Source organism: Actinoallomurus acanthiterrae, assembly GCF_054775715.1.
Genome location: NZ_BAAHCO010000001.1, coordinates 7,003,053 through 7,024,544, shown reverse-complemented (window position 1 = coordinate 7,024,544; position 21,492 = coordinate 7,003,053). Strand labels below are relative to the sequence as shown.

The 21,492-nt window shown below is 65.4% G+C and carries 22 protein-coding genes and 1 pseudogene; 15 read left to right on the top strand and 8 right to left on the bottom strand.

Annotated features, from left to right (window positions below; genetic code table 11):
• Positions 1 to 512 precede the first annotated feature (512 nt).
• Together ACYVF7_RS33135 and ACYVF7_RS33130 are read left to right on the top strand one after the other, a co-directional pair.
• Complete coding sequence (locus ACYVF7_RS33135) at positions 513 to 845, top strand: hypothetical protein (protein WP_460348455.1); 333 nt, start codon at positions 513 to 515, stop codon at positions 843 to 845.
• Between the two features lie 121 nt (positions 846 to 966).
• A complete protein-coding gene (locus ACYVF7_RS33130) occupies positions 967 to 1,656 on the top strand; it encodes an ATP-binding protein (protein WP_460348452.1) in 690 nt (229 codons plus the stop codon).
• 41 nt (positions 1,657 to 1,697) lie between these two features.
• On the opposite strand, the gene ACYVF7_RS33125 is transcribed toward ACYVF7_RS33130, so the two are convergent.
• The 6 genes from ACYVF7_RS33125 to ACYVF7_RS33100 all read right to left on the bottom strand — a co-directional run bounded on the left by ACYVF7_RS33125 (position 1,698) and on the right by ACYVF7_RS33100 (position 7,799).
• Entirely contained in the window at positions 1,698 to 2,708 is a 1,011-nt protein-coding gene (locus ACYVF7_RS33125; RefSeq protein ID WP_460348450.1) for a zinc-binding dehydrogenase, read from the bottom strand.
• A gap of 36 nt (positions 2,709 to 2,744) precedes the next feature.
• Positions 2,745 to 3,095, bottom strand: a complete 351-nt coding sequence (locus ACYVF7_RS33120) for a MerR family transcriptional regulator (RefSeq protein ID WP_460358248.1) — start codon at positions 3,093 to 3,095, stop codon at positions 2,745 to 2,747.
• A gap of 1,244 nt (positions 3,096 to 4,339) precedes the next feature.
• Complete coding sequence (locus tag ACYVF7_RS33115; protein WP_460348449.1) at positions 4,340 to 4,981, bottom strand: 3-oxoacid CoA-transferase subunit B; 642 nt, start codon at positions 4,979 to 4,981, stop codon at positions 4,340 to 4,342.
• Positions 4,978 to 5,730, bottom strand: a complete 753-nt coding sequence (locus ACYVF7_RS33110) for a CoA transferase subunit A (RefSeq protein ID WP_460348447.1) — start codon at positions 5,728 to 5,730, stop codon at positions 4,978 to 4,980. The genes ACYVF7_RS33115 and ACYVF7_RS33110 overlap by 4 nt, the downstream gene beginning before the upstream one ends.
• Before the next feature lie 418 nt (positions 5,731 to 6,148).
• Positions 6,149 to 7,009 carry an NADP-dependent oxidoreductase gene (locus ACYVF7_RS33105; RefSeq protein WP_460348445.1) on the bottom strand — a complete coding sequence of 287 codons (861 nt, stop codon included), beginning with the start codon at positions 7,007 to 7,009 and terminating at the stop codon, positions 6,149 to 6,151.
• 112 nt (positions 7,010 to 7,121) lie between these two features.
• Positions 7,122 to 7,799: a GntR family transcriptional regulator gene (locus ACYVF7_RS33100; protein WP_460348443.1), complete on the bottom strand. Its 678-nt coding sequence runs from the start codon at positions 7,797 to 7,799 to the stop codon at positions 7,122 to 7,124.
• A gap of 186 nt (positions 7,800 to 7,985) precedes the next feature.
• Between ACYVF7_RS33100 and ACYVF7_RS33095 the strand changes: the two genes are divergently transcribed.
• The 10 genes from ACYVF7_RS33095 to ltrA all read left to right on the top strand — a co-directional run bounded on the left by ACYVF7_RS33095 (position 7,986) and on the right by ltrA (position 17,571).
• Entirely contained in the window at positions 7,986 to 8,273 is a 288-nt protein-coding gene (locus ACYVF7_RS33095; protein ID WP_460348441.1) for a Dabb family protein, read from the top strand.
• A gap of 55 nt (positions 8,274 to 8,328) precedes the next feature.
• On the top strand, positions 8,329 to 9,267 hold the full coding sequence (locus tag ACYVF7_RS33090) for a fumarylacetoacetate hydrolase family protein (RefSeq protein WP_460348439.1): 939 nt from the start codon (positions 8,329 to 8,331) through the stop codon (positions 9,265 to 9,267).
• Positions 9,268 to 9,449: 182 nt separating this feature from the next.
• Positions 9,450 to 10,238 carry an SDR family NAD(P)-dependent oxidoreductase gene (locus ACYVF7_RS33085; RefSeq protein WP_460348437.1) on the top strand — a complete coding sequence of 263 codons (789 nt, stop codon included), beginning with the start codon at positions 9,450 to 9,452 and terminating at the stop codon, positions 10,236 to 10,238.
• 13 nt (positions 10,239 to 10,251) lie between these two features.
• On the top strand, positions 10,252 to 11,178 hold the full coding sequence (locus ACYVF7_RS33080) for a VOC family protein (RefSeq protein WP_460348435.1): 927 nt from the start codon (positions 10,252 to 10,254) through the stop codon (positions 11,176 to 11,178).
• Between the two features lie 42 nt (positions 11,179 to 11,220).
• The gene (locus tag ACYVF7_RS33075) at positions 11,221 to 11,670 is read left to right on the top strand and encodes a cupin domain-containing protein (RefSeq protein ID WP_460348433.1); all 450 of its coding nucleotides are present in this window, start codon (positions 11,221 to 11,223) and stop codon (positions 11,668 to 11,670) included.
• Positions 11,667 to 11,978: a hypothetical protein gene (locus tag ACYVF7_RS33070; RefSeq protein ID WP_460348431.1), complete on the top strand. Its 312-nt coding sequence runs from the start codon at positions 11,667 to 11,669 to the stop codon at positions 11,976 to 11,978. The genes ACYVF7_RS33075 and ACYVF7_RS33070 overlap by 4 nt, the downstream gene beginning before the upstream one ends.
• 131 nt (positions 11,979 to 12,109) lie before the next feature.
• Entirely contained in the window at positions 12,110 to 13,174 is a 1,065-nt protein-coding gene (locus ACYVF7_RS33065) for a sugar ABC transporter substrate-binding protein (protein ID WP_460348429.1), read from the top strand.
• Positions 13,153 to 14,706, top strand: coding sequence for a sugar ABC transporter ATP-binding protein (locus tag ACYVF7_RS33060; RefSeq protein WP_460348427.1), 1,554 nt, complete (start codon positions 13,153 to 13,155; stop codon positions 14,704 to 14,706). The genes ACYVF7_RS33065 and ACYVF7_RS33060 overlap by 22 nt, the downstream gene beginning before the upstream one ends.
• Positions 14,693 to 15,712 (top strand): ABC transporter permease, encoded by a 1,020-nt coding sequence (locus ACYVF7_RS33055; protein ID WP_460348425.1) that lies wholly within the window; start codon positions 14,693 to 14,695, stop codon positions 15,710 to 15,712. Before ACYVF7_RS33060 ends, ACYVF7_RS33055 begins: the two co-directional genes overlap by 14 nt.
• A 608-nt stretch (positions 15,713 to 16,320) precedes the next feature.
• Positions 16,321 to 17,571 carry a group II intron reverse transcriptase/maturase gene (ltrA, locus tag ACYVF7_RS33050; protein WP_460348423.1) on the top strand — a complete coding sequence of 417 codons (1,251 nt, stop codon included), beginning with the start codon at positions 16,321 to 16,323 and terminating at the stop codon, positions 17,569 to 17,571.
• A gap of 608 nt (positions 17,572 to 18,179) precedes the next feature.
• On the opposite strand, the gene ACYVF7_RS33045 is transcribed toward ltrA, so the two are convergent.
• Positions 18,180 to 18,776 carry a cysteine hydrolase family protein gene (locus ACYVF7_RS33045; RefSeq protein ID WP_460358245.1) on the bottom strand — a complete coding sequence of 199 codons (597 nt, stop codon included), beginning with the start codon at positions 18,774 to 18,776 and terminating at the stop codon, positions 18,180 to 18,182.
• Positions 18,777 to 18,816: 40 nt separating this feature from the next.
• Positions 18,817 to 19,176 carry a hypothetical protein gene (locus ACYVF7_RS33040; RefSeq protein ID WP_460348421.1) on the bottom strand — a complete coding sequence of 120 codons (360 nt, stop codon included), beginning with the start codon at positions 19,174 to 19,176 and terminating at the stop codon, positions 18,817 to 18,819.
• 613 nt (positions 19,177 to 19,789) lie between these two features.
• On the opposite strand from ACYVF7_RS33040, the gene ACYVF7_RS33035 reads away from it, so the two are divergent.
• The 3 genes and pseudogenes from ACYVF7_RS33035 to ACYVF7_RS33025 form a co-directional block, all read left to right on the top strand.
• Positions 19,790 to 20,548: an SDR family oxidoreductase gene (locus ACYVF7_RS33035; RefSeq protein WP_460348419.1), complete on the top strand. Its 759-nt coding sequence runs from the start codon at positions 19,790 to 19,792 to the stop codon at positions 20,546 to 20,548.
• 116 nt (positions 20,549 to 20,664) lie between these two features.
• Positions 20,665 to 21,048 (top strand): VOC family protein, encoded by a 384-nt coding sequence (locus tag ACYVF7_RS33030; RefSeq protein ID WP_460348417.1) that lies wholly within the window; start codon positions 20,665 to 20,667, stop codon positions 21,046 to 21,048.
• Positions 21,045 to 21,296, top strand: a pseudogene (locus ACYVF7_RS33025) (sigma-70 family RNA polymerase sigma factor); the annotation flags it as partial. The gene ACYVF7_RS33030 and the pseudogene ACYVF7_RS33025, both read left to right, overlap by 4 nt.
• Positions 21,297 to 21,492: the final 196 nt, after the last annotated feature.

Sequence of the window (21,492 nt, the reverse complement as noted above, 5' to 3'; positions counted from 1 at the left end):
TGGAAGCATGACGCGTTCTACCGGACGCTGCGGGTCGCAATCAGCGCCGACCTCATCCGGCCCTCTCTGCAATGGCTGGTCACCGCGGCCTTCCCCGGGGCCAGCCTGGTCAACATGATGGCCGACTGCCGAGACACGGCAGGCTTCACGCAGCTGTGGGCGCTGTGTTCGGCTGATCCAACGGTGTCACCTGCGTGCTCAGGCTGCGGACGATCGAGGGCACCGACGGTCCGGCTTCCCGGAGGGAAAGCGCTCTGCGAGAGCTGCCGGCCCCCGCTGCAGCAGACATGCGCTGTCTGCGGCGCGTTCGGACCAGCGAAGACCGGGCGCAACGGGCCCGTTTGTCGATCTTGCTACAACAAAACCATTCGGGCAAGATTCGCCCAGCAATCACATCCTTTCGAATGGGTCTTTGAATGGAATCGAACGGCTGTCGCCACAATCGATCCTTCCAATCGAAAGCATGCCGTGGCCATCATTGGATGAAGAATGATCGAGAATGATGGCATTGGGTGAACGACGCCGAGGAGGCGTTCTGCGGACTCGGCGAGGGCGCCAAGCAGTGGCTGGTCGAAGCCGCCGCGTCCGGGGCCACCCGGATCCAGGCGAAGATGGCGCGGGCGGTCGAGCTCGCCGACGCGGTCGGCAGAGATGTCGTCGAGGAAGCACTTGGCATGGCCGCGATCTGGGGCCGGTTCGCCGAAGGCGATCTGCCCGCCCTCTGTGACCACGTCGTCCGCACCCGGCAAGCCGATCAGGGCATGTGGGTGGATGAGGAGTACTCCGCCCAGCCCGGCGCCGGCGGCTGGGCCGCGCTCCCCGGAATCGTCTCCACCAGCAAGTAGTACGGCCAGATCCCGGAAATCTTGCCTGCCCGTTGCACGCTGCGCTGCGATCAGCAATTGGCGCTGATCCGGCCGTCATCACCTCTGTCATTCCGGGCTTTCCCGCAAGGACGTCCTGCTCATGGCAACTCAGACAGCGACCAGGCCCAAGACCACCACGGCGACCGCGGCCGACCTGCTCACCCCGCGTCCCCGCCCGGAACCGGGCGCCGGCAGGGCGGCGGGGCGGCAGCTGGCGCAGCTGGCCGATGACGTGGTCGAATCGATCACCCGGCTGAAGATGAAGTACGTCGGACCGGTCGCGGCAGAGCTGGTCGCCACCGCCAAGGCAGAGGGCTGGAGCCTGGAGGAGTTCCTGCGCCGTTTCCTGGGCGAGGAGCTGATGGGCCGTGACGAGGCCCTGCGCGTCTCCAGGGTGCGGGCCGCCAAATTCGAGGCCAACGCCAAGTCCTTCGCCTCCTGGAAAGCCGAGCTGTCCTCCATCGACGTCGAGGTCCAGCAGGCGCTGATCACCCTGGACTGGGCCCGCCGCAAGGAGGCCCTGGTGTTCTTCGGCCCGTCCGGGACGGGCAAGAGCCATCTCACCGGGGCCTTGTCCCGGCACGCCATCGACCAGGGCCTCAAAGTCCGACAAATTCGACACCCTCATGCCCAAGAGCATGGCCACCGCCGCAGTCGACCGTTTGATGCACCATGCGTACTTGATCATCACCGAAGGCGAATCGTTCCGGCTCCGCGAAGCCAAGAACGGCGGCGGCGTCGCCCCGCTGATTTCAGCAGAGGACGACCGATGACGGAAGCCATCACATAAGGCAGTGGCGGGCAAAGCCCGGACAAGGACCGGGAAGCCGCTTACCGCAGGATGCCCTCGCGCCAGGGATCGAGGGCGTGCTTGCCGCTGGTCTGCCCGGCTTCGAGTTGCCGCAGCACTTCCGGGCCCTCGGCCAGCGCGTGGACCTGGGGGGTACCGGGCGGATACACGCCTTCGGCTATGAGCGTCTCCAACTCGGCGAGCAGATCCTGGAAGACGGCCGGGGCGGCGGCTGCCAAGTTTCCGATATGCAGGCCCTTGACTTGGGCGTAGTGGGTGAAGACGAGGTCGCGGGTGGAGAGTTCGGCATGGCCGGAAGCGGCACCGAACACGATGACCCGCCCGGTGAACGGCTTGGCGACCGCCAGACTGACCCCGAACGTGGCCTGGCCCACCGATTCCAGGACCAGGTCCACCCCGCCGGTCAGGCGCATGATCTCCTCGGCCAGATCGGGGCGCGCACTGTCCAGGACCTCGTCGGCGCCGAGCGCCTTGACGACGGGGTGCTTGGCCGGTGACGCCGCGGCGATCACGCGCGCACCGTAGTGGCGGGCGAGGCGGACGGCGGCCTGCCCTACTCCTCCGGCTGCCGCGTAGACCAGCACCGTATCCCCGGCCTCGATCTCCCCCAGTGGCTTCAGCGCGGCCAGCGCGGTCGCCCAGTTGAGGACAAGTCCGAGGGACTCTGCGTCGCTCCAGCCGGAAGGAACGGGCAGGACACCGGCGGCGGGCATGACCATGTACTGGGCGAAGGAGCCGTAGCCGACGCCGACCACATGGGCGCCTACAGGAAACGGGTCTTCGATATCCGGTCCGGTGCCGACGATCTCTCCGGCCGCTTCGAAACCTGCCACATACGGCGCCTCAGGGCCGCCTTCGTAGGTCCCGTGGGACTGCATGACGTCGGCGAAGTTGATCCCCGCGGCGGTGACGCGGATCAGGTATTCGCCGGATTCGGGAACGAGTCGGGGCAGGTCGGTGGAGAAGTGGAGGTCGGTGGGGCCCTGGTGGGTGTGCTGGACCAGGCCGTGCATCGTCTGTTCGTTGCTCATGCATCGGAAGGTAAAAGGTTCCCGCTTGCGTGAAGGTCAAGCAACGGGTCGGCGGGCTTGGCGGAGGTAGGCCTCCAGAGCTTCCTGCTGGGCGGTGAGGACGGCGATGCGGGCGGCGAGCCGGTCGCGGTGCTCTTGCACCTCGGCCAGGAACTCCGCGCACATCGCCTCCGGCTGGTCAGTGAGACGCAGGCCCGCCTTGATCAGCCGCACGGGCAGCCCGGACTCCACCAGCTCACGGATGACCAGCACCTTGTCGATGGTGGACTGGCAGTAATCACGGAACCCGTTGCTGCACCGACCGGGAACGATCAGGCCCTCGTCCTCGTAATGCCGCAACGACCGCGCACTCACGCCGCTGACTCTGGCTGCCTCGCTGATCTGCATAACAGCCTGCAACATCCAGGCGCAGCGCGATCTTCCAGCGCTCGAACGCACTCCTTGCCAACCATCCCGGCGAGGCCTTCGCCACGGCCAGCCGGGCAAAGGGAAACCGGTACTTTTCCTGGCCACCTACCAGCACCCACTCTGGCCACCCACCAGCACGAACAACGGCCACCACACAGCACTTTCAAGACCGCCTAACAGCCCTTCCAGGGCTCTGTCCCGCTCCCGAGCCATCATCAGCTTCGGGAACTGCGGATATGCGGTCCGCTCAAGCGAAGTCATCCCACCGCCTCGTGCAGCACCACACCCCGGGCACGCCGGGACAACCACCGCACTCGCCAGCGAACAAAACGTAGCGGGGCAACTACCGACAGCGCCGACGAATCGGATAACTCACCGACACCGAACGAACACAAGAAGCAAGAAACGCGGCCTCGGGCCGATTCCAAGATCATCTCAATGTGGGTTTTGGGCTTACTTGGGCTGGACCCGCACAAGGCCCTCCACTCGCTGGGTAGGGGTCTGCTGGTGCCTGAGAACAGCCATTAGCTCTACCCGGTAGGAACAAGGCGTTCCGGAAGCTGTGGCCGTACGTCGCTCCGGGACATTCTTCGTTCCGGAACGACTTCCGGAACGAAGAATGTCCGGTCGTGGCCGTTTCTCGCCGCTGACTGAGATGCACTGGCTTGGCCGTTACACTTCCTTTTGGAAGTGGAACGGCCCGAAGTCGCGCCGCTGCAGGTCAGACCGAAGTTGCTGGCCGGTACCGCCAATGGCTCCTCCTGGGTTCGACCCCGGGGTAGCCCCGGTGCAGCAATGCACCGGGGCTACCCGGCGAGCGGGCCCCACCTCGGCCAGCCAGCCTGCCCGACACCCCTGTTATCCCGCCAACCAACCAGGGGTCCCGGTAGTACTGGCGGAAAATCCGCCGGATATGAGGCCCCGCGTCCTGAGCGGTGTCCGTTAGCGGAACCCCCAACGGACGGACGCCAGACGGTAGCTCGGGCGTGGTGAACTGCGGGAACGTCGTCTCAGATAGGTCGTCCGCTGAACGTCTTACTGAACGAGGGCTATCCGGACGCCACGCTCGATGCCGGTCCTCGTGCCCGCCGAGCCCCTGCAGGTCAGCGGCATATCCGTTGGATTTTCCGCCAGGACTACTGGGACCCAACCAGCAGGTCAGTACCCCGAATCGGATTTTCGAGCCACACACCCGCTGGCCTGTGGTCAGACCAGCGGGCCGGTTACACCGCGATACCGGACACCAGCGGTGCGTCCGTCGCGGCGCGTACCTCGTCTTCCATGACGTCGGGTGCGGTCTCCCGGAGAACCAGTCCGTCCGAGGTGACATCGATCACCGCGAGGTCGGTGATAATCCTGTCGACGACGCCGAGCCCGGTTATGGGAAGGGTGTTCGCACGAACGATCTTCGGTGTCCCGTCCTTCGCACGATGCTCCATCAGGACGACGACGCGTCGGGCGCCGTGCACGAGATCCATCGCACCGCCCATACCTTTGATCAGCTTGCCGGGAACGGCCCAGTTGGAGAGGTCCCCCTTCTCGGAGACCTGCATTCCTCCGAGGACGGCGACGTCCAGGTGTCCTCCGCGAATGATTCCGAAGGACAAGGCTGAGTCGAAGAACGACGCACCAGGGCGTACGGTCACCGTCTCCTTTCCCGCGTTGATCAGGTCGGGGTCGACCGAGTCCGGGGTGGGATACGGGCCAGTTCCGAGGATGCCGTTCTCGCTGTGGAGCACGACGTGGACACCGTCAGGAAGGTGGTTCGGAACCAGAGTCGGCAGGCCGATGCCGAGGTTGACATACTCGCCGTCACGAAGCTCTGCGGCGGCGCGTGCGGCCATCTGGACGCGGGTCAGGCTCATCGGGTCACTTCGGTCACGGTCGTCTTCTCGATTCGCTTCTCGATCCGGGGTGCGTGCACCACGTACTGGACGAACACCCCCGGCAGGTGGACCTCGGCCGGGTTGAGCTCTCCTGGCTCCACAAGCTCCTCGACCTCGGCAATCGTGATCCGGCCGGCCATGGCGCAGAGCGGGTTGAAATTCTGCGCCGACTTCTCAAAGACGAGATTGCCATGCCGGTCGCCCTTTGCCGCGGCCACGAGGGCGGAGTCGGTGACGATGGCCTCCTCCAGAACATAAGAGGCATCGTTGAACTCCCGCACCTCCTTGGCCGGTGAAGCGACCGCTACCGAGCCGTCGTGTGCGTAACGCCAAGGCAGACCACCGTGGGCGACCTGGCTGCCCGCGCCGGCGGGGGTGTAGAAAGCGGGGATGCCGCACCCGCCCGCGCGCAACCGCTCGGCGAGCGAGCCCTGGGGGCAGAGCTCGACCTCGAGTTCGCCGGCGAGGTACTGCCTGGCGAACTCCTTGTTCTCCCCGACGTAGGAGCAGATGACGCGGCCGATCCGGTGGTCGGCGAGGAGTAGCCCAAGACCCCAGTCGTCGACACCGCAGTTGTTGGACACCACGTGAAGATCACCGGTACCTGTCCGGTGCAACTCCGCGATGAGGGTCGAGGGAATACCGCAGAGACCAAACCCACCGATGGCGATGCTTGCGCCCTCGGTGATGCCGGCCAGAGCGGCAGCAGGAGTAGTCACTTTGTCCATATCGTGCTCCTCACTCGGATCATTTGCTCGCGCTCGCAGTGACGGGGAAAACGAGGGCATGGGACAGCTCGGCCGTCCACGCGGCTTCGCTCGCCGGTTCCCGCGTATCGTGGTGCGCGGCGCCGCGCGAGTCGGCCGTGGTTGGCCTTCACCGATACGAGCTTGCCCCTCTCGTGGCCGCGGATGAGGTCGGGCAGTGCGGCGAGATCTCGATCGCTGTAGGGAGTACCGTCGATCTCCGCATAGCACGCCCGGTTCTGGGGGGCCGGGTCACGGCAAGATGACCCGGCTGCCCGCCCGCCGCCGTGCCGTGACCTATCTGGTACGGCGAACGCGTCGTCCGCTAGGAAGCCACGCTCAACATGGCCATCATCAACAACTGGCTGACCTGCCTACGAAGCAGGCCCTAGGCCGCTCACTAGAACACCAGGGCGACCTTTCCGGTGAGCCTGCGGCTCTCGAGGTGTTTGAACGCCTTGCCTATCTCGGTGATCGGGAAGCTCGAATCGAGGCGTAGCCGCAGATCGCCTGCGTTGACCAGCTTAACCAGTTCCGCCAGGCCAGCCCCGTCCACCGTAACCTGGTTCAGCGTCGTAGTGACACCACGGTGGCTCAGGTCTGGGGGGTCGCCGTACTCGCTGGCGATCGTGGCGTACCGGCCGCCGTCGATGACCGTTTCGCTGACTGGGGCCCCGCAGGTGTCGAACACCGCGTCATAGTGTCGCCGGTCGAGTTCCGCGATGTCCGTCACAACCTTCACGGCGCCTAGCTCGGCAACGGCCTCCACGTGCGCCGGGCGAGACACCAACGCCTCGACGATCGCGCCCCGCGTTCGCGCCAGTTGCACGGCGATTCCGCCGACGGCTCCCGCGGCTCCGGTGGCCAACAGCCGCTGACCGCTTGTCACGCCGAGCCAGTCGAGGGTCTGCGCGGCGGTGAGTCCCGGCAGGGGGAGCGTGGCCGCCTCGACCAGGCTTGCATTGAGAGGCGCGATCGCGAGAGCGTGGGCTGGTACGGAGACCAGGTCGGCCCACGCTCCGTGCCCAGCGGCGAGCTGGGGCAACATCGCGATCACCCGTTCGCCCACACTCAGGCCACTGTCCCCGGCACTGACGACGACGCCCGCGAGGTCCCAGCCGAGAGTCGTCGGCAAGGGTGGAGTGCCTCCGCGAACGGTGCCGTTGCGGGTTTTGACGTCCACGGGGTTGAGGCTGCTGGCTACGACGCGGACGAGGACTTCCTCTGCATGCGGATCTGGTGCGGGAAGCTCTCGGATCATGACCACCTCAGGTCCGCCGAACCTGTCGATCTGAAGTGCGCGCAAAACTTCCCTCCCGGCGATAAGTGAGAACGTTGAATGTGAGAGGCGGCCCCTGAAGGCGCGTCTCGGCTCAGCTGCCGGTGTCGGTGACCGCGTCCAGCAGAACGTATGTCGTGCGAGTGATATGAGCCTCCAGCCGTGAAGCTACGGCGTCGGCGTCGCGGGCGAGGACCGCCTCCATCAACTTGCGATGTTCGCTGGCGATGTCGCGTCCGTGATCCCTGCCGAGCGGGCGTGACCAGCGGCGGTAGAGCTCCGCACTATCACGCAGGGAAATGGCGAGCTCGCGCAGTCGGGGGCTGCCGCAGGCGTCGAAGAGGGTCAAATGGAAGTGTGAGTGGGCTGTTGCCCACTCCTCGCTAAAGCGCTCGGGGTCACCATCCACGGTCATTGGGATGTTCTCCAGCGTGTGATGCGCTGCGACCACTCGGCTCTCCCAGGCCAGATCACCGCGCTCGACGGAGTAGCGGAAGGCCAAGCATTCGATGTCGCACCGCACGGCGGTGAGGTCCTTAAGATCATCGGGGGACAGGGGCATCACCCGGAAGCCCTGCCGGGGCGCCTCCACCACGAGCTTTTCCGCGCTGAGCTTCGCCAGCGCCTCGCGCATGACGCTAACGCTGGCCCCATAGCGCTCTGAGAGCGCAGCGAACTTGAGCCGCTCGTTGGGGAGTAACCGGCCGGCGAGGATGTCGGCTCGTAGTCGATCGTAGGTGATTCCGTTCAGCGTGTCCGTTCTCTTGCTCACGCCCTATGACTATCAGATCATCGAATCAATGGCAAACTTTCGAAACTTTGTTGACCGATCGAACCTTGAGCTGCGATGGTGTTACGACAGCGTTAACGCACCACCTCGTCGGCTTGGTGACGGAAGGTGGTGCAGTGACCGCCGTGCGTAAGTCGGCAGAAAGAACAGTGCTTCATGATCATCCACTTGGCTGTTTTCCGATGGGCAGACGATGCGGACCCCGCCCAGGTCGCCGGTCTCCGCGAGGCGCTCGCCGAGCTCCCCACCCTCATCCCTGCGCTGGTGACCTACCGGTTCGGTGAGGATCTAGGACTTCGCAAGGGTAACGGCGACTTCGGCGTCATGGCCGCCGTCGCGAATGAGGCGGACGTGTCGGCATACCTCGATCACCCCGCGCATCTCGCGGTCGTCGAGAAATACACCAGCGTGATGGCCGCGGACCGCACCACCGTCCAGTTCACCACCGACAAGTGACGCACCGACGTCGTGGTAGCCCTTCCACTAACTCAAGCAAGAAGGCATTCCTGTTATGCGGATCATCAGCTACACCGAGAACGGCCGGACACGAGGCGGCATTGCGCTGGGCGGGCATGTCGTGGAACTCGGTACGGCAGTCACACACGCGGGTTATGCGATCTCCAGTGGCGAGCCGCTGTCCGTCCGCGCCTTCCTCGGCCAGGACTACGACCGGGACGCCGTGAAAACAGCGGCGGACCGGCTCGTCCAGCAGGGCCACGCCCGCCCACTGGGCGAGTTGCAGTTGGCGCCGCCCGTGCCTGACCCTGACAAGATTCTCTGCATTGGACTCAACTACCGCGACCACGCGGAGGAGGCAGGACTGGCCCTGCCAACCGAGCCGATGGTCTTCGCGAAGTTCCGCAACAGCCTGATCGGCGCCAATGACGAGATCGTGCTGCACGACGAGAGTGAGCGGGTCGACTACGAGGCCGAACTCGCCGTAGTGATCGGGCGCAGGGGTAGGGCGATCACCGCCGAGCGTGCCCTCGACTACGTTGCCGGCGTCACGGTTTTCAACGACGTCACGGCCAGAGACCTGCAGCTTGCCACCAGCCAGTGGACCCTGGGCAAGTCCGTCGACACGTTCGGCCCTTGCGGCCCGTATTTGGTCACCCTCGACGAGATCCCGGACCTGTCCGATCTACGGCTTCGCACCTGGGTGAACGGCAGGCTCGTACAGAACGGCTCCACCTCGCAGATGGTGTTCACGGTCGGCCAGCTCGTCGCCTATCTCAGCCAGGCGATGACACTCGAACCGGGCGACATCATCGCGACTGGAACCCCCGCAGGGGTCGGATTCAAACGCATTCCGCCAGTCCTGTTGCGCCACGGCGATCTGGTGGAGGTCGAGATAGATTCGATCGGGCGTCTGTCCAACTCCGTCGTGAGCGCCCCCCAGGTCGGATCGGAGCCCTCCCGTGAGCCCGCCGGGGGACTGGAGTCGCCATGAGCAGCCGAAGAATTCGGGGCAAATGCGGGACCTGGGTGCGGTAACCGGACGACGCGCGCGTTCGACCCCGGTCACCCCGTAAGGACTGAGGCTGGCCGCGTGCCGACCTTCATCGCCCGGCCGGACTCGATCGGGTCCGGGTCAATAGGAAAACTCTTCACAAGAATCGGGACCGGTGTGGGATGGACCTTCAACTACGCGGCAAGACCGCATTCGTCACCGGCGGCGCACAGGGCATCGGCCTCGCGATCGCCGACCGTCTCCACGACGAGGGCGTGCGCCTGGCCGTCGCGGACATCGATCGTGAACACCTGCTCGAGAACGAGGACCGGTGGACCAGTGACGGGCTTCCTCCGGTGCTAATCGAGGTCGACATGTCGGCGGCCGAGGGCGTCGCCAGTGCGATCGACGCCACGGTGGAGGCTTTCTCCGGGCCGCCGGACATCGTGATCAACAATGTCGGAGTCGCGGTGAGCCGTGCATTCGCCGACATCGACGACGAGGGGTGGCAGGCCACGTTCGACCTCAACTTCATGAGTTACGTCCGGGTCAGCCGGGCGCTGCTGCCCAGGATGAAGGCCGGAGCGGTCGTCAACATCGCTTCGGACCTGGCGAAACAGCCTGAGGTCGTTCCGGCCGATTACGGAGCCATGAAGGCCGCTGTACTTTACCTCACCAAGGTGCTCGCCCTCGAGTTCGCGCCCGCCGTACGGACGAACGCGGTGCTGCCGGGGCCGGTCTGGACCGGCCTTTGGTCCAGACCGGGCGGGCTGGTGGACATGTTGGCAGCGGATTACGGCACCGATCGGGAAACCGCGTTGTCCCGCTACCTCGCCGACCGGCAGCTTACGCTCGGCATCGCCGACCCCGACGATGTGGCGAGCATGGTCGCCTATCTCGTCTCACCATTGGCCCGGCGTATCAACGGCTCGGCCTTCGATATTGGCGGAACCGTACGTTCCCTGATCTGAGAGGGCAACCGCCATGGCTCTGCACGCTTTGCAATCATTGACCATCGGCGTCCCCGATCCTGTCCGTACCTCGGCCTTCTACGCCGAGTTCGGTCTCGGCACATCGGAGACCGCGCACGTCTTCGCTTCCGCCGACGCCGGCGAACAGCTCAGGATCGAACAATCGCCATACCGGCGCCTGCTCGAAATGGTCGTCGCCGCCGACGACCCCGATGACCTCCAGCGAATCCGGCAATCACTACAAGCCCAGGGCGTGGCGACACGTCTGCTCGGCTCATCCCTGCACTGCGTGGAACCCGTCACGGGGACACGAGTCGAGGTGCGCGTCCTGCCCCGGCTCGTCCAGCCGAAGGTCCCACCGACTGCCTACAACGGTCCTGGCCGCCTCGAGCGTGGCACGGAGCGCGCCGCCGTAGTTAACCGTGTCGGACCGGTGACCCCGCGCAAGCTCGGCCATTGTGTGATCGGCACTCCCGAGCCCGCAGCCGTCCGGCGATTCTTCGTCGAAGGCCTCGGATTCAAAGTGAGCGACGAGGTCAAGGACGCCGCTGTGTTCCTGCGCTGTTCCATCGACCATCACAACCTGCTCATCCAGCACGCGCCAGTGAACTTCCTGCATCACACCTCGTGGCAGGTGGACGACGTCGACGAGGTCGGGCGCGGCGCGATGCGGATGCTGGAGGCCGATCCCGGCCGCCACGTCTGGGGCTTCGGCAGGCACTGCATCGGCGCGAACTTCTTCTGGTACCTGCGCGATCCGGCGGGCAGCTTCGCCGAGTACTACAGCGACATGGACACCATCGTGGAAGACGCGCTGTGGTCTCCCCAGATCTGGGAGGGGCATAAAGGGCTCTATCTCTGGGGCCCGCCGCCACCGCCCTCGTTCCTGCACCCCGAGGACCTGGCCGGCTTGATGGCCGGTGCGCACGGCTCCGCGTGACACATACCCGAGGTCAGGAAAGGTTCTCGAAAGGAGAAACAGATGTCCAGCATCATCGTCGGCGACACGCGGACGCCTGGCCATGTGCTCGGCGTGCACGGAGGCGCCGGAGGCATGGATTGGCTGCGGATTGCCACCGGCTCCCACCTCTACGGAGAGTGGGACGGCTTCGAGTGGGTGGGATTCGAGCCCGACGCTAAAGCCGGACTCCACGTCCATAGCCATACCGAGGAGATCTGGTTCTTCCTCCAAGGCACCGGAATCGTGGAACTCGACGGCGTCAATCACGAAGTCGGCCCCGGCTCCCTCGTACTCACCCCGCACAACAGCAGCCACTCGGTGCGCAACACCGGCGACGAGCGGTTGGAGTTCGTGGTCATCGAGGTCTTCCCCCCTGCGATCAGCGGTGCACTGCCGCCGCGACGGCCGACCGAGGAACCCGACCGGAGCCTTCTCAGTGACAACAACACTATCAAGAAGGCAGGTGCATGATGGCGGGCTTCGTTACGGTCCTCCGGACGGGTGACACACTGTCGGCCGCCGGTCACTTCTCCGGTCCCTGGAGGGACTTCCGCCGCGTACGTATCGAACCGGGCGTATGCGAGACCGTGGTCGGTGACACGATCGAGGCCGCGATCTTCGTGATGTCCGGTGCCGTTTCGATTCAGGCGGGCGATGTTGACACGCCGCTCGAAGCGGGCGGCGCGTTGGCCGTCGGACTGGGCAGCCGGGTCGACTTGGTGGCCCATGAGGACGGCGCGGAACTGTTCATTACCACCCTGAACGTCGACCTCGAATAACGGGCCGAGCGCCGTTTGAACGAGACGCCGCCGCACCAGGGAGCGGTGGCCTCTTAGAGCCAGTGGCACGCGGCGGTCCGCCGCACGCCACTGGCTCTACCACCCATCACCCTCCATACCCGGAGTGGAACATGCACCACCAACACTCGTACCGCACATCCCGCATCGCACTCACCGCGGCGCTCATCGCCGGAGTCGCAGGCTGTGGCCTCACCTCGTCCACGTCCACCGGAGAAAACGCCGTCCGGTCCGGTGGGGCGGTCGGCCCAGTCGGGTACAGCGCGCTCTTCCTGCAGGATCCCGCTCAGTCCGCGATGGTGCGAATCTTTCAAAACGAAGCGAGGAAGCGCGGGCTGACGGCACTCACCCCCACCTCGGCTAACAGTGACGCGGCCAAACAGGACTCCGATATCCGCAACCTGGTCAACGCGGGGGCCAAGAGTCTGTTCGTGATCCCAGCCGACCCTCAAGCAATTGTACCTGCCCTCAAATATGCGATGGACAGGGGGGTGCGCGTCGTGACGCTGATGCAGGGGCCGTCGGGAGGCAAGACGACCGTCAGCATGCAGGTGGACAACAAGCAGATAGGCGCGCAGGCGTGTAGCTACCTTGCCCAGAAGATCGGCGGCCATGGCACAGTTCTGCAGATTGAGGGCGATATGCGCTCAACGACCGCGCAGGATCGCGAAAAGGGCTTCAATGCCTGCATGAAGCACGATCACCCGGACATCACCGTGATCACGAAACCCGGAGGTCAGTGGGACCCGGTAAAGGCGGCGGCGTCGGTGTCCGGGGCGATGAGCGCCAATCCGCAGATCCACGGAATCTTCATGCATACCGATGGCTACGCTCCAAGCGTCCACCAAGTCCTCCAGCACTCCGGCGTGGCCAAGGGCCGAGCTGACGCGGCTCATGTCTGGACAGTGAGCGTAGACGGCACCCCGGCGGCACTCGACGCGATCCGCGCCGAACGGCTCGACGCCAGCATCAGCCAGCCGGTGAGCGCCTTCGTCTCCCACGGTTTCGACCACCTCAAGGAACTGGCCGACGGCAAGAACCTCGCATCCGGTCCCACGAATTATGGGAGCACAGTCGCGGTCACCGGCGACGGGTATCCCGCCGACCTCTTTCCGCCGCTGCTCGTGGACAGTCGTAACGTCGACGATCCCACGCTGTGGGCCAACAAGAAGAGCTGACCACGATGACGGCGGAAACAAACCGACAAACAGCCCGCGATACGCGGGGCCATCAGGCCGCAGAGCTGAGATCCATCACCAAGCGCTTCGGCGCGACACTCGCCCTCGATGGAGTCGATCTCACCGTTCACTCGGGGCGAACTCATGGACTCATCGGCCGGAATGGCGCAGGCAAGTCAACGCTGGTGGGAGTGCTCACCGGCCTGTACCGCCCGGACAGTGGCGCTTTGACCTTCGGTGGACACCCCGCGCCGTTCGGAGCGGCCCAACGGTGGCGCAAGCATGTGGCCTGCGTCTACCAGCATCCAATGTTGATCCCCGACCTGTCGGTGGCCGAAAACCTCCTGCTCGACAGGCTTCCCCGGAATCGGCTGGGGATCGACTGGCGGCGCACCCGGCTCCAGGCTGCGCAGATCCTCGAGGAGTGGGACCTGCGCGTCGCCCCCACTTCGCGCGCTGGAGACCTCGACGTCGAGCAGGCCCAGCTCCTGGAGATCGCCAAAGCGTTGTCCCACGGCAGTGAATTGATCGTGCTCGACGAACCTACGGCGAGGCTCGATGCGGCAGCCGCGAACCGGCTGTTCACAACCGTCCGGCGGCTTCAACGGGCTGGCATCACGTTCCTGCTGATCTCGCATTACCTGCACGAGGTATTCGATGTGTGCGACGAGGTGACCGTGCTTCGCGACGGCCGTCGTGTCGGCACGCACCTAACCTCCGAGATAACCGCGTCCGACCTGGTCGAGCAGATGGTCGGCAACGTCCCGCCACCACCGGCGACGGCGACGACCGCGGTTTCAGGGCGACCGCGCCTGGTGGTGTCAAAGTTTTCCGGGGCACGGTTCCACGATCTCGATCTGACCGCGGCGACCGGGGAGATCGTGGGCCTCGCCGGACTGGTCGGCTCGGGTCGCTCGCAGGCGGGCGAAGCCCTCGGCGGCCTGGGGCCGGCCTCGGGGCAGGTGTTTGTCGATGGCGAACAGGTGTCCCTCGGACGGGTCGACAAAGCGCTCGCCGCCGGAATCGCGCTGATTCCACGTGACCGGCATCAGGCGGGCATGGTCGCAGGGATGCGGATCGACGACAACCTCACCCTTGCCGATGAGCGCCTCTCCGCAGGCAGGCTCGGCGTCGTCGGTGCACGTCGCCGTCGGCACCTCGCCGAGACGCTCATAGCGGACCTGGATGTCCGGCCTGCGCGCCGCGATCTGCATGTCGGCGCACTCAGCGGTGGCAACCAGCAGAAAGTCGTCTTCGGGCGCGCGCTGGCAACGCGTCCGCGGCTGCTGATCGCGGTCGAGCCGACCGCCGGTGTCGACATCGCCAGCAAAACCACACTGCTCGGCGCACTCAACCGAGCAGCGGCGGGTGGCAGCACTGTAATCATCTGCTCCGACGACCTTGATGACCTGCGCATCTGCCACCGCGTGCTGGTCATGCACGGTGGGCGGCTTGTGGCGGAACTCAACGCCGGCTGGAGCGACTGGCAACTCGTTGGCGCGATCGAAGGGACCAGCGATGTCGAAGACTGAAACGATGCCTGCGGCCGAGCAGATACAGCGACGCCCGGGGAGACGTACCGGGAGGGCGCTCACCATTCAACTGGGCATGGTCCCGGCTTTGTCGATCGCAGTCCTCATCGGCTCGCTAGCCAACAACACCTTCCTCACCTCCAGCAACCTGATCAACGTACTGCAGCAGAGCGCCGAACTTGGGATCTTGGTCATCGCGGAGACCCTCATCCTGTTGACCGGGAAGTTCGACCTCTCCCTGGAATCGATCATCGGGTTCGCCCCGATGCTCGGTGCCTGGCTTGTGCTGCCCAACGTGAAGGGTGGGGTGGGCGCGCTGCCCACTGCAGCCGGTCTGGCGATCATGTTCGCGGTGGGGGCGCTGATCGGACTGCTCAACGGCCTCATGGTCACCCGGCTGCGGCTGAACGCGTTCATCGTGACGCTCGCGGTGCTCATCCTGCTGCGCGGTGCGACCCTGGGCGTAGCGGACGGCCGCACCCTGGCCGACCTGCCTGCCGCGTTCACCTATCTCGGCAACACCGCCTTCTTGGGCCTACCCTTCGCGATATGGATCGCCGGTGTGCTTTTCGCGGCCGCACACTGGTTCCTTCGCCACAACCGGCACGGCCGTGCGCTATATGCCGTCGGCGGTAACTCGATCGCCGCGCGGGCCGCCGGTATCCGCGTGACATCGATGATCCTGTCGGTCTACGTTGTCGGGGGCCTGCTGTCCGCCCTGGCAGGCCTGCTCCTGGCCGGACGGCTGGCTGCGGTGACCGCCGGACAGGGGCAGAATATGATCTTTTCGGTATTCGCGGCGGCGGTCATCGGCGGCATCAGCCTCAACGGTGGCAAGGGATCGATTTTTGGGGCGCTCACCGGAGTGTTGCTGCTGGGGATCATCTCGAACATTTTGACGCTGTCCCAAATCTCGACCTTTTGGATCGACGCGGCCAACGGCGCGATCATCCTCGGCGCTCTGCTCGTCCAGCGCGCGGCGGGAATAACGAGTGAAGAATCCTGACACACTCGCAGGTCTTCCGTACGGCCGACCCCGCTCGACCTCACTCCCGGACCTCGTCCAGTTGATCGAACAAACTGGTCACGAACAACCCGGCCCCTTCGCTCCGGTCCCATTGCAGGACCTTCACCACTACTATGGGGCGGTCCGCCTGCGTTGGCTGAAGACCGTCGTGGTGAGCGATGAGGAAAAGGCGTCCTGGGAGGCGCCAGTAGGGATTAGGAAGGCGAGCGTAAGCGAATCGTCGCTGAAGTGTCGTAACAATAAACAGGTGACATCGAAACCGGGGCGTGTGCCGTGTTCCGGGATGAGTCTGGTGGATGCCCGCTGACCGGCCAGATGGTGTCCGGAATGTAGACGACGCGAGCCTGATCTGCTGCTTCCGCGTGGAACGGGAGAAGGCGTGTCCTGATACTGCTGCCCTGGTAAGGGCGGTGATAGGGAGTGTCTCAAGCGGAGGAAACCGTGAGGGATCGAGTACCGTCGCGGGGCGCGCCGGCGGACCGGTTCGTAGTAGCTGAGAAGCCTCTGTAATGGGGGTGGAGCCAAGGGGCCGGGTCATCTATGGCTGTGTTCGTTCGGTCAACCGGACAGGGTCCGGGAGGAGCTGTATGGGCGAGCTGAAATCGAAGGGCAAGCCGTTCGACATCTCGAAGTGGGAGGTCTGGAAGGCCTTTCAGGAGGTGCGGAGGAATAGGGGTGCACCGGGAGTGGACGGGCAGTCCATCGATGATTTCGAGGCCGATCTGAAGAACAATCTGTTCAAGATCTGGAACCGGATGTCATCGGGGACCTATTTTCCACCTCCGGTGCGGGCGGTGGAAATACCGCGCGGAATGAGGACGCTCGGTATTCCTTGTGTCGCTGACCGGGTCGCGCAGACGGTGGTGGCCCGGCATCTGGGGGAGCGGGTGGAATCGGTGTTCCACGACGACTCCTTCGGATATCGGCCGAACCGGTCGGCGCTGCAGGCGGTGGAACGCTGCCGTCGGCGGTGCTGGCGCAAGGACTGGGTGATCGATCTTGACGTCGCCAAGTTCTTCGACAGCGTCCGGTGGGACCTGCTCATCAAGGCTGTGGAGGCTCACACCGATGCCCGCTGGGTGTTGTTGTATCTGAAGCGGTGGCTGCAGGCCCCGCTGCAACTACCCGATGGGACCTTGCTGCAACGGGACCGGGGAACCCCGCAGGGATCTCCGGTCTCACCCGTGCTGGCGAACCTGTTCATGCACTACGCGTTCGATGTTTGGCTCGCGCGAGAGTTCCCGACGGTGGAGTTCGAGCGTTACGCCGACGACGCGGTCGTGCACTGCGCGACCGAACGCCAGGCCCGGCAGGTCCTGGCAGCGCTGGTCGACAGGATGGAACAGGTCGGGTTGGGTTTGCATCCGGTCAAAACCAAGATCGTGTACTGCAAGGACGGTAGACGACGCGGAAGGTATCCGCACACCTCGTTCACCTTCTTGGGGTTCACGTTCCGCCCGCGCGGGGCGCGCAACCCCGCGACCGGCCAGATGTTCTTGCCATTCGTGCCCGCGATCAGCAAGGACGCCCTGAACAAGATCAGCCGGGAAGTCCGCCGCTGGCGGCTTCATCGTCGGACCGGGTTCACCTTCGCTCAGCTCGCCAAGATGATCAATCCGATCCTGGCGGGCTGGATGCAGTACTACGGACGGTTCTACCGATCGGCGCTGTATCCCCTGCTGATGCGTGTCAACGCCTACCTGGTGCGCTGGATCCGCGACAAGTACGAACGGTTGAGGAGGCGACGCAAAGCCCCCGCGTGCATGCGGGGAATCGCCGAGAGGTATCCCCGGATGTTCGCGCACTGGAAATGGGTGACAGCAGCCTCCTTGGTCTGATGACCAAGATGACAAGAGCCGTATGAACCGAGAGGTTCACGTACGGATCTGTGGGAGCCGGGAGGTGAGATCCCTCCCGGCCACCCGACAGGCTAGTTCGTGTTCACGGAGTATCGGTTGGGGGCTGGGGCGATCGATCTGATTTAGTCCATGATCGACAAGCGCAGCTGCTAAATTTCGGATTGGTCCCACATGCGACGTCAGGCCACGACCGATGATCGAAAGTGACCGTGCCGCCGGAACCGTGGGTGCTCGCTACCCAGCCGGGGTTCTGCGCAGGTCACCGGGGAAGTGCCGCCAAGATCCATTCCGAACCGCATCCGAACGGCCCGTGGCGGCAACCCGACGGTGTTAGGACGGCTATCGCCGCTGGCCGCTCCGTTGCTGCTCAAGCTTTGCGGCCGACCCTCCGCACGACGGTCGTACGGATGGTCGGCCCAGCGGCAGGACCGGTACCAGCAGTGGAAGATCCGTTGGTCTTCCGTCCAGACCCGGCGAACAGCCCGGCGTCGTCGGCCACCTTCGGGATGAAGGAAGATCAAACTGGTCGCCCACCAGCCATACCGCGACCTCATATGCCAAGGCCTGGGCGAGAGCGACCTAAGGGATCAAGAACCCACGGACTGTTGCGTATTCTCGTCGAGCGCGGCCTGCAGGCTCTCCGCTGGCACGATCTCCGCGAACATCGCCAATGACGCCAGCGATGCGTCATGCGCGGTCTTGGAGGTAGTCGAACAGGAGTCCGAAACCACGAGGACCCGGTAGCCGAGGTCGGCGCCGGCTCGTGCGGTGCTTTCCACTGCCAGGTTGGTGGCGACGCCGGCGAGGACCACTGTGTCGATGCCGGCGCCTCGCAGGACGACGTCGAGCTCGGTGCCGTGGAAGCAACTGACCCGGTGATGGGCCAAGACGACGTCGCCCCTGTGCGGTGCGACCACATCCATGACGGCGGCCCCGGGCGTGCCGTCGATGAGGCACCCGGACTCCGCGATGCTGCTGAACAGTGGAAGGTTAGCCACAAGGTCGGTGTAGCCGGGTTGGAAGGTGGCCCTGGAGTAGACGACCTTGACTCGCGCGGTACGGGCGCCGTCCAGCAGCTGGGCAGCGAGCGGGATCAGGTTGGTTCGCTCCACTTCGGCGTGGAACATGGGGGCGAAGGCGCCGTCCGCCCCCATGATGTCGGGTTGGAAATCCACCGCGACGATGGCCGTACGCCCTGGCTCGATGTCCGGGGGCCGGCCGTGCTCACGCCAGCTCCCAAGCGCGGAAGCTGACCTTGCCGGCGTCGTCGATATCCAGCTCGAACACCGCGAGCACGCTGTTGAGCTCCGCGAACGCGCCGACCGCGTTCTCGAAAGTGATCGCGCCTCGATACGTGCGTGCGTGCCGGGTTCCGTCGGTATATGTGCCGCCGGTGATTCCCCGGTAGACGCCGGTGTCGTTGCCGTCGGTGCGCAGCCCTGCCTTCAAGTCTCCGTAGAGGGTGCCGTCGGGACGGATGAACGACTGGATCGTGCCCAGGGTCGTGTAGTGAACGTCGCGTAGCGACCCTTGCGTCTCGAACGTCGTCTCGACCAGCGCCGTGCCGTTATCGACTGAGAGCACCCGCCGGACGGTGAGCCGTCCTTGCTCTTCGGTAAGAAGCCGTCCAATGGACGTCATGGGAGTCCTTTCTCGTATCTCGCCACTGGTGTCGCTCGGACCTGACGCCGACGGCCTCAGTGGATACTTGCATGATGCTAGGGCGACGTAAGACGAAACTAGCATGATGCAAGTACAATTGGGGGGCCTAGATGCCCGCTCGGAGCTTCGAGAACGAAACCTGCTCGGCGGCGCGCGCGTTGGAGGTGATCGGTGAGCGATGGAGCCTGCTGATCATCGCGAGCGGATCTTGGCCGGCGTTCGGCCGATGAGATCGCCCTCGGAGATGCTGATCTCGTCGCTTTATGCTGGGGACCGAGTCATGCCGAGCTCATTGCGCTAGGAGTTGCCGGCCACCGCGAAGAGACCTGCGGACTCGGCATGGTCCCGGGCCGCCGTCGGCGACCACCGCGCACCCGGCAAACAGCGATCCTTGTCCGTGTCCTGGCGACCAAGCCGGTCTGAGAAAGGTGGGGTTACCGCAGGTCACAGCCGCGGAGCGGCACTCGGCCGTTGACCGATGGATTCCGGCGCCTCCTCGGATCTCTATCTACGCAAGGGACTAGAGGAGGCAGACATGCGGGGTTCCACACGGATCGACGGGTCGGTGGCGCTGGTCACCGGTGCCAACAGGGGCATCGGGTTCGCGATCACGGAGGCGCTGCTCGAGCGCGGCGCCACGAAGGTCTACGCCGCGGCGCGTGATCCGAAGACGCTCGAGGGGCTGCGCGAGCGCTACGCCTCTCGCCTGGTTCCGGTGCGGTTGGACGTCACGAACGCCGAGCAGGTCGCCGAGGTCGCGCGCCAGGCCACGGAGGTCGATCTGCTGTTCAGCAACGCGGGCGCGTTCGAGCCGACCGAGCTGACCGACGAGGCGATCGTCGAGGTGGCTCGGCGCGAGATGGAGGTCAACTACTTCGGGGCCCTACGGATGCTGCGGAGCTTCGCGGACACGCTGGCGCAGCGCGGCGGTGTGATCGTCAACGTCGGTTCGGCGGCCGGACTCACCAGCGTGCCGCTCCAGCCCACGTATAGCGCCTCGAAGGCCGCGCTGCATTCGCTGACCCAGGCCTCCCGCGCGCTGCTGGCGGCTCGGGGCGTGACCGTGCACGGCGTCTACCCGGGGCCGGTCGACACCGACATGACCAAGGACCTCCCGCCTCAGTTCGAGAAGACTCCGCCCGAGGACGTCGCGAAGGCGATCCTCGACGGTGTCGAGGCGGGCGATGAGGACATCTTCCCGGACCCGTTCGCCGTGGCCTTCGGCGAGCAGTTCCACGCCTCGCCGAAGAGCGCGGAGCGGCAGATGGCGGCGATCGTCGCGGTCTCGGCATAAGAGTGCTCTATCGGGCCGCCTGCGGCGGCTCTGTTCGGGTGCGGCTCACGCAGGTGTCAGCCACTTCGAACAGGGGCCGCCGCAGGCGGGACCGATCCACGTAGAGGAGCTGGAAGATGCAACGGGTCATGGGTCTCCCCGTCGTGCACCTGGAGCTGCACACGCACGACCCTTCCGGCGCGAGCGCGTTCTACGGCCAGGTTCTGCGGTGGCGCACGGAGCGGATCGCGGCTCGCTGGGGTTCCTACCACGCGCTCGCGTTCGGCGGTCCGCTCGACGGTGGGATCGTGGAGTGCGGTGCGACCTGCGCGACCTGGCTTCCCTATATGGAGGTCGAGGAGATCGAGGCGATCACCGAGCGGGCGCGCCGACTCGGCGCGTCGGTGCTGCTCGAGCCGCGGGAGGGACCGGCGGGGTGGCGCAGCGTGCTGGCCACGAGCGAGGGTGGCGAGATCGCGCTCTGGCAGCCCAAGCGGCGTCTCGGAAAGGGACGGGAATGACCGAGTCGAAGCTGCTCGAAGCCGCCGTCGTGGGGGACGAGACGGCCTACGCCGAGCTGGTCGAACCACACCGCGGTGCGCTGCACGCCCACTGCTACCGGATGCTCGGCTCGGTCCACGATGCCGAGGACGCCGTGCAGGAGACGCTCTTGCGGGCGTGGCGGAGCCTGGCGTCGTTCCAGGGGCGGAGCTCGTTGCGTTCGTGGCTGTACACGATCGCGACCAACGTCTGCCTGCGGGCGATCGAGCGCCGGCCGGGACGCGTGCTGCCGATCGATTACGGTCCGCCGGCCGATCCGCACCGACCGCTCGGTGAGCCGCTGGTCGAATCGACGTGGATCGAGCCGTACCCCGATGAGCGGTTCGGTCTCGACGACGGCCTCGCCGGCCCGAGGCGCGCTACGAGCAGCGTGAGAGCGTCGAGCTCGCGTTCGTCGCCGCGCT